At 39.0% G+C, this 6706-nt stretch carries 9 protein-coding genes; 4 read left to right on the top strand and 5 right to left on the bottom strand.

The window, feature by feature from the left end:
* The first annotated feature begins 303 nt into the window (after nt 1-303).
* A complete protein-coding gene (locus ACO1O5_RS13385; RefSeq protein WP_486270997.1) occupies nt 304-615 on the top strand; it encodes a hypothetical protein in 312 nt (103 codons plus the stop codon).
* A gap of 409 nt (nt 616-1024) precedes the next feature.
* On the opposite strand, the gene ACO1O5_RS13380 is transcribed toward ACO1O5_RS13385, so the two are convergent.
* The 5 genes from ACO1O5_RS13380 to ltrA form a co-directional block, all read right to left on the bottom strand.
* Nucleotides 1025-1567: a hypothetical protein gene (locus tag ACO1O5_RS13380; protein WP_486270995.1), complete on the bottom strand. Its 543-nt coding sequence runs from the start codon at nt 1565-1567 to the stop codon at nt 1025-1027.
* A gap of 154 nt (nt 1568-1721) precedes the next feature.
* Nucleotides 1722-1970 carry a hypothetical protein gene (locus tag ACO1O5_RS13375; protein ID WP_486270993.1) on the bottom strand — a complete coding sequence of 83 codons (249 nt, stop codon included), beginning with the start codon at nt 1968-1970 and terminating at the stop codon, nt 1722-1724.
* A 32-nt stretch (nt 1971-2002) separates the two neighbouring features.
* On the bottom strand, nt 2003-2278 hold the full coding sequence (locus tag ACO1O5_RS13370) for a transposase (protein WP_486270991.1): 276 nt from the start codon (nt 2276-2278) through the stop codon (nt 2003-2005).
* A gap of 504 nt (nt 2279-2782) precedes the next feature.
* Nucleotides 2783-3019 (bottom strand): energy transducer TonB, encoded by a 237-nt coding sequence (locus ACO1O5_RS13365; protein ID WP_486270989.1) that lies wholly within the window; start codon nt 3017-3019, stop codon nt 2783-2785.
* Between the two features lie 671 nt (nt 3020-3690).
* Complete coding sequence (ltrA, locus tag ACO1O5_RS13360; RefSeq protein ID WP_486270987.1) at nt 3691-4947, bottom strand: group II intron reverse transcriptase/maturase; 1257 nt, start codon at nt 4945-4947, stop codon at nt 3691-3693.
* A gap of 235 nt (nt 4948-5182) precedes the next feature.
* Between ltrA and ACO1O5_RS13355 the strand changes: the two genes are divergently transcribed.
* The 3 genes from ACO1O5_RS13355 (at nt 5183) to ACO1O5_RS13345 (ending at nt 6582) form a co-directional block, all read left to right on the top strand.
* A complete protein-coding gene (locus ACO1O5_RS13355) occupies nt 5183-5419 on the top strand; it encodes a hypothetical protein (protein WP_486270985.1) in 237 nt (78 codons plus the stop codon).
* A complete protein-coding gene (locus ACO1O5_RS13350; protein ID WP_486270983.1) occupies nt 5416-5736 on the top strand; it encodes an immunity protein Imm33 domain-containing protein in 321 nt (106 codons plus the stop codon). Before ACO1O5_RS13355 ends, ACO1O5_RS13350 begins: the two co-directional genes overlap by 4 nt.
* Before the next feature lie 450 nt (nt 5737-6186).
* Complete coding sequence (locus tag ACO1O5_RS13345) at nt 6187-6582, top strand: transposase (protein WP_486270981.1); 396 nt, start codon at nt 6187-6189, stop codon at nt 6580-6582.
* Nucleotides 6583-6706 lie beyond the last annotated feature (124 nt).

Below are 6706 nucleotides of genomic sequence, written 5' to 3'. Positions count from 1 at the left end.
ATTCACCGTTCAAAGTTGGTCAAATTGACCTCTCTTTGGCGCCAGTATATACTGCATTTAAAAACTTGGGGCGAAGCCGGGTCTCTCGAAGAGGACCCGGCGGCAAATTAAAAGCAAATCGGTTTTTACCTTCGAACGCCGGGCCCCTTGCAGGAGGCTCGGCCGGGGCACAGCTTGGATTCATCAATATGATTATATATCTTTACGGTGCACGCATCGTTACGATGCATCCACTCCCTTGAATGCCATAAGAATTTTAAGTCCCCAATACCTGTGGTAAATGTTACCTTTTAAAATTACCATATGGAAAAAATCTACCAGGCGTACGAAAGAACGATTGATGGAAAGCAGTTTTACTTTATAAAACAATATCTCGCCTTTCCCGAATATAAGAGCGTTCCCCCATTGTTACAGCAGTATGGTATGCACAGTGATTTTAATAAGGCATGCAATATCGCGATGGTACATGACGCTGCCATACAAAAAAAATTATCAATAGACCTTGGGATTAAAGCACCGGAAGCAAAACAAAGCAGGTTGGAAATATATAGCTATACGTTGAAGCCAATACGATTTAAACCTTTAATGCTAAGAATACTCAGGGTGCATGGATAGCTTACCCTGGCCTTACGTCTCCTTTGGTACCGCCTCTGTAGAATGAAAACCGGAAGCAAATTATTTATCTTCATTCCTGCGCAGGTCTCCTGACCCGGGCACAAGCGTTACTAAGCATCTTCTCTTAAAGCATATTTCATCCAAAAATAAATCTTATTCCAATCTTCATTCTAAATCTAATTAATTCCAGTAGCCCTTTTCCTTCCTGAATTTAGCAATCAACTGAATTACCGTGACTACCTTTCTTTAAATTGCGAATTTATCTTTCAATAACCATTAGTAACGAACAGTCACAGGCCGGGAGACCTGCGCCTGTTTGGAGCTACATTGGCACAAGTAACCCAGGCACAAGCTAAGCCTCATACTTGCACCATGGAACATTCTATATGCCTGGACTAACACGGAGGGATTAGTGCCAGGAAGCGGGAAACCCGTAATCATCAATATCATTACTTTCCAATTCAATGTCTATTTTGGTGGTTTTATGTGTTATGTATTTTTTATAATTCATAGCTTTCGCAACAAAATCATCAATTGGCTTCCTGATAGTAAGTTTAGCTGAAGCCTTTTTAGGATTCAGATTAAGTTTGAGGCGATAACCCTCCCTGCCATATTTATAGTAAGGTGGTGTTGCACTATTGGTATGTGCAGTGGCTTCTACCGTTAGATCGTTCTCAGAGAATGAAACAGACCAATATCTTTCCAAAACTTCGGGCTTTTGTAACGGGCCGATTTCATGATCTACATCGTACCATATCATAATTTGTACCCACCAATTTCTGTATGTCTCAGGTTTGTCGATATTTTCAATGAGCCAGTTAACAACTTCGGCATTCACTTTTTGTTCTTTGGTTACACCGGGTATTGCGGCTACAAAATCAACAAACTTTTTCAGTTTTTGTAATTCAATGCAGGCTTCTTTATCTTGCTTCCAGCGATCTTGTAGGGCCATTGTAGTAGAGTTTGGTGATTGAAAGTTAATAAATTTTATAAATGTTTAAATTTCCCTCACAAGGCACAGGCATGGCCCCCGCTATAGTTAGTTTATCTCCAACCGAAAGTTGCGCTGTTCTGAGTTTGCAACACAGGACTTATAAACTTTAAATCTATAACAAAAATTCAATTTCTATGAGCCCGCATTGCTTGCCGTAATAATAATTTCTGGCACTGCTATAAACATATTCTTCCGCTTTTTCCACTATGCCAGCATCTACCGGGTTGTCATGAATGTATTGTAATTTTTGTGCAGCGAATGCTTCAGTATAAATTACTTTCGGTTGGTTATCCTGTATCCAAAATTGGTAAGAATCATTTCTGCTATTTTGTTCTCCTGCTTCTTTAAATATTTTTAGCATCCACTCTCTACGGCTCTCGCCGGGATGTTCTTTTATTGCTTTAATAATTTGTTTGCCTGTATATTTTTTGAAATCTCCCAGTACACTGCTAACATTATTTTCTTTTGCGAGATAATTAAATGCATATGATTACTCATAATGCACCAACCATAAATCACTAACCCTTTTTCCCTTTGGCAATGCTGCAGACTTTCTATTAAAATGTCTCTGTATTCTTTCCTTGAAAAAACGTCTACCCATGCTACCACGGCAAAACTTACATAATACAAACCTCCCTGATCAATTATTTTATAGCCACCTTTACTCATAATCCAATTTTGAATAAAAATATAATTATATATCCTTAGTTGCAAACTAAGGACAGCGCTCCCTAATTATTTAAAGCTTGCAAAAGTTAGCAGCAGTAAGAGTTTTTTCTAATCTCACCATACTAAGGCCAGCATGGGGGGACAAACCAGGAGTAGCAGGCGGTTCGCCGCTGCGAAATTAAAGTAGTAAATAAATGGTATATTGAAATAGGTTTCCAAAGCAAAATTTATGAATTTGATTAACTTCTTTCTTTTTTGGTTGCTCATTATTTTATATTTTTTCGGTGGTTCAATAATTATGGGCAACAGTTCAATAGATATACATTTGCATGATACTTATTTTGTAATCAAACATTGACGTATAAATAGCGCCGTCCCATTTTAGCGCAACCAATCACAATGCTAAAGGATTATTGGACCTGGTGAGGATAGATTAAATAAACTTTATGAAGAACATATTTTAGCAGATATTTAGTAACGGCCGATTGTTAGCGGAATTTCTACTTAAGTAACAATAATTACCACCGGCTGTCTCTTCGCTGAGCTTATTTTCTGTCCACAATTTGTTGCGGATATCCATTTCGGGCAATGTTCGATTACTCTGATTACTTCTTGTTCTATCCCATATCCAACATTTGTTTCAATCCTGGCATCGAAAACATTTCCCTGTTTGTTTATCCAAAATGTTACCATCAATTTATAAGTTCCTTTAGGAGCATGATTTTCCCCAGGAACTGACATCTTAAAATTTTTTGCAACAAATTTTCCCCAAGCTTTTAAACCGCCCGGAAATCGAGCCTCAATCTCATTGTCGCAATAGATTTGTAAATCCGCATGCTGAGAGCTATCTACTGTGTGCCTCTGCGTTTGGGATGAACTATCATTTTGTGATAATCCGTGAAAAGAAATAAATAAAAAGATTAAGATATAGATCACCCTTGGCATAATGAATTTAGTTTCGCGTGACTTGATGTTGTCAAAGTTTTATCGTTCTGTTTTTTATAGCAGATTTAGAATTATTTATTTTCTGGAAAGTAAGTCTTGAATTATAGTAGCACGAAAAAAATTGACCTCACAAAGTCTACAATGAGATGCGCAATGGGGAAGTTTCCATAATTTCCGCTAACGTTTGTATTTATGCTATTAGACGCAACTCCCCTATTGTAGCGCAAGCGTCCGCTTGTGCCTATTATGAAGTTAAACTTTGTTGGCTCTTTACGGAATATTTTTATTTTTAACTTACATAACGGATAATATTAGACGCAAATTTATTTTGGTAGCAGCACAAGCGGACGCTTGCGCTAACTCTCCGCTTATTAAAGGATATGGTCGAGTAGGCAAGGGCATTTCAGCCCAAGCCTCTCACGGAACCGTACGTGAAGCTCTCACTTCATACGGCTCTTATCATATCATCAAACATGCTTAAAAACGGTCCAGTAATAAAACATCGTTGGATAGCTTCGCTTTAGCCCTTTTATCCATTGATACCCTTTCGTGTAACTGTTCTTAAACCTCCTGTACTTATTCAATACCCATTTCACTAACCGGAACTCAAAGTGCCACATCAAACGACGTAATTCCCGCATGTTGAACTTACCATAATACCTGATAAGCCCTATCATTTGCGGGTTCACCTGAACTGCTATTTCCTGTATCGACAAATTGCTTCGCCGGTGCCAGTCTTGCTTAGCCCATCCATGTATTATCCTTGTTTGTGCTGTCTGGCTTATAGCACAGCCATACCCAAGAAACATGCCTCCTCCACCTCGCTTTGAGGCTACGGGATGGGGCTTAAAGGTGAAGCCAAGAAAATCAAATTTCTTTCCAAAACTTTTCTTCTTTACTCTTCGATAATCCTGACAATAAACCAACTTCGTTTTCTCTTCGTTCAAGCTTAATTTACATTCCGCCAGTCTTAACCTTATTGCTCCCAATAATTGCTTTGCCTCTTCTTCTGTTTGACAGTGTACGATCACATCATCTGCATAGCGTACAAAAGCTACCCGCGGATAATGTTTTTCAATCCATTTGTCTAACACATAATGCAAAAACAAATTGGCTAAAAGAGGGCTTATTACCCCGCCTTGTGGCGTGCCTGCGCCAGCCTTATGGATAACAGTACCATCGGGCTGCTGAATGGGTGTTTCCAGCCATCGCAGGATGTACATCTTTACCCATTTTTCTTCTACATGGCGCTCTAAGGCCTTCATCAGCAACTCATGGTCTACTTCATCAAAGAAACTTTTGATGTCCATATCCAGCACCCATGCATATTGACGTACATTCTCCTGTACGGCTTCTATTGCCTGATGGGCACTTTTCAACGGACGATAACCATAGGAGTTGTTATGGAACTGGGCTTCCAAACGTGGTTCTAAGTAACTCTTTATAACCTGCTGGGCTATCCGGTCGCTTACTGTTGGAATGCCTAATGTCCGCTGCTTTCCATCGCTTTTGGGTATCGACACTGATCGTAATGGCTTGGGAAAATAACTGCCGGAACTTAAGCGATTCCACAGCACATACAGGTTATTCAATAAATCTTCCTGGTACACTACCAGGCTTTCTTTATCTACTCCTGCTGCTCCATGATTGGCTTTCACTTTCCGATAGGCTGCCTTTACCATTTCTTTCGTTATCGGTACAGTACTTGTTCTTGTCTCAAACATTTAATCATCCTCTTTTAAAGTTGTTAAAACATTTTCGAACGATATGATTGATGCTCTTTGCTCCACCTTCATTACAAAGGTTTCTTCGCTACTACAGCATCATCCGCCATCCTTACCAGCTTCGATATTCAGCCTCATGGATATTTTCCACTTGTGCCTTTCTCTTACCATCTGATAAGGACTTCCCGTGTTCTGTATAAAAGCCTGAATAAGAGTCATGCCACCTTTATGACGATTGCCTTACAGCCAGTATGCAAGTGCCCGCTGTAACCTTCACTACTACGCAAGAACAGTAGCTTTTGACAATGGGTACAATTATCTCATCACTTCAACGGTGGTTCAGTTCCATTCATCTCTCTTATTCTTACCTGACTACTTTCAGCAGCCTTTTCCTCTTTCCGTTCAATACCGGTTTATTACTAAACAAGCACCGAGAGGTGTGTTACCGCCTCCGCTTGCACAGCGACTGTGATAGACCTACTATCATCTTCTATACAACATTCTTGTACCTTCATATCTATTGGTACTCGATTCACGGCACACCCTGCGCCATGGAAGGGGCATCCTAATGACAAGGAGACCACAAAAGGAACAACTGGTTGGTTCATTTGGACTGGCGACTATTCGGAAGCTGACGATTTTTTCAAGCCAATGTGTGCAGAGCATTTGCTGCAAATTAGACCGCAAATCATCAAATACTTGGGACTTGACTCAGGCTTTAGATTTCTTGCAGACAGTAACGGTTATGAAGATGTTTGGTATGACGAAACTCTTAAGCAAATTGATTAAAGCGAACGCACAACATTGGGTGACCGATGCACAACTACCATAAAAAAAATAGCCAGGGCACAAAATCCATCAGAATTGTTTCAATATAAAGACAGGAAATAAATTCGATTAACCTTTGCCGTTGGCTTCAATAAAAAGTAATAGCGTATAATGGTAGCTGTTATGAGTGAAAAAGCATTTTGCAGTGGTCTTTGCAATGCTTTTACCACTGTGTTTGCTTTGCTTCTCAGCAACGTCTCCCCTTAGGGGACGTTGCGTGTACAACGATTTGTTTTATTTTTGAAAATGCCTGTTCAGCAAACTATTCCATTTAGCAGTGGTATTTTCATTATAACATTTACTTGTCACTAGTGGCGGCCTTTAATTGAGAAAACAGATAGCTATGACCTGGTGTATAAATGGTTTGATCATTTAAAAACGAAAGGTCATAGAATAATTGGTTTTGTAATTATGCCGAACCACATACACGCTCTGATTGATTTTACAGATACTGAGCAAACAATTAATACAATCGTAGGAAATGGTAAAAGGTTTATGGCCTACGAATTAATAAATCGGTTAAAAGATAAAGGAGAAAATGAGTTGCTATCAACTCTTTCAAATGATGTTGAGATTACCAGGAAAGTGAATCATAAACAACACGAAGTTTGGGAGCTATCATTTGATTGGAAAATTTGTGATAGCATAGAATTTATAAAACAGAAGCTGAATTACATGCATGATAATCCTTGTAAGGGAAAATGGGCTTTGTGTAAAAGTCCTGTTGATTATATTCACAGTTCATGTAAATATTATCTAACCGGGGAGCATGGAGTTTATATGGTTGATGATATAGAAGAAGATTGATTACCTATAAAAGAAAATTTATACACGCAACGTCCCCTAAGGGGAGACGTTGCTGAGAAGGGAATAGTTGATAATGAATAAGAGTTTTTTTGTATACTTACATCTAATAACATAAATCGTAAGT

The sequence above is a fragment of the Ginsengibacter sp. genome, assembly GCF_057362405.1.
This window is presented reverse-complemented; position numbering and strand designations above follow the sequence as displayed.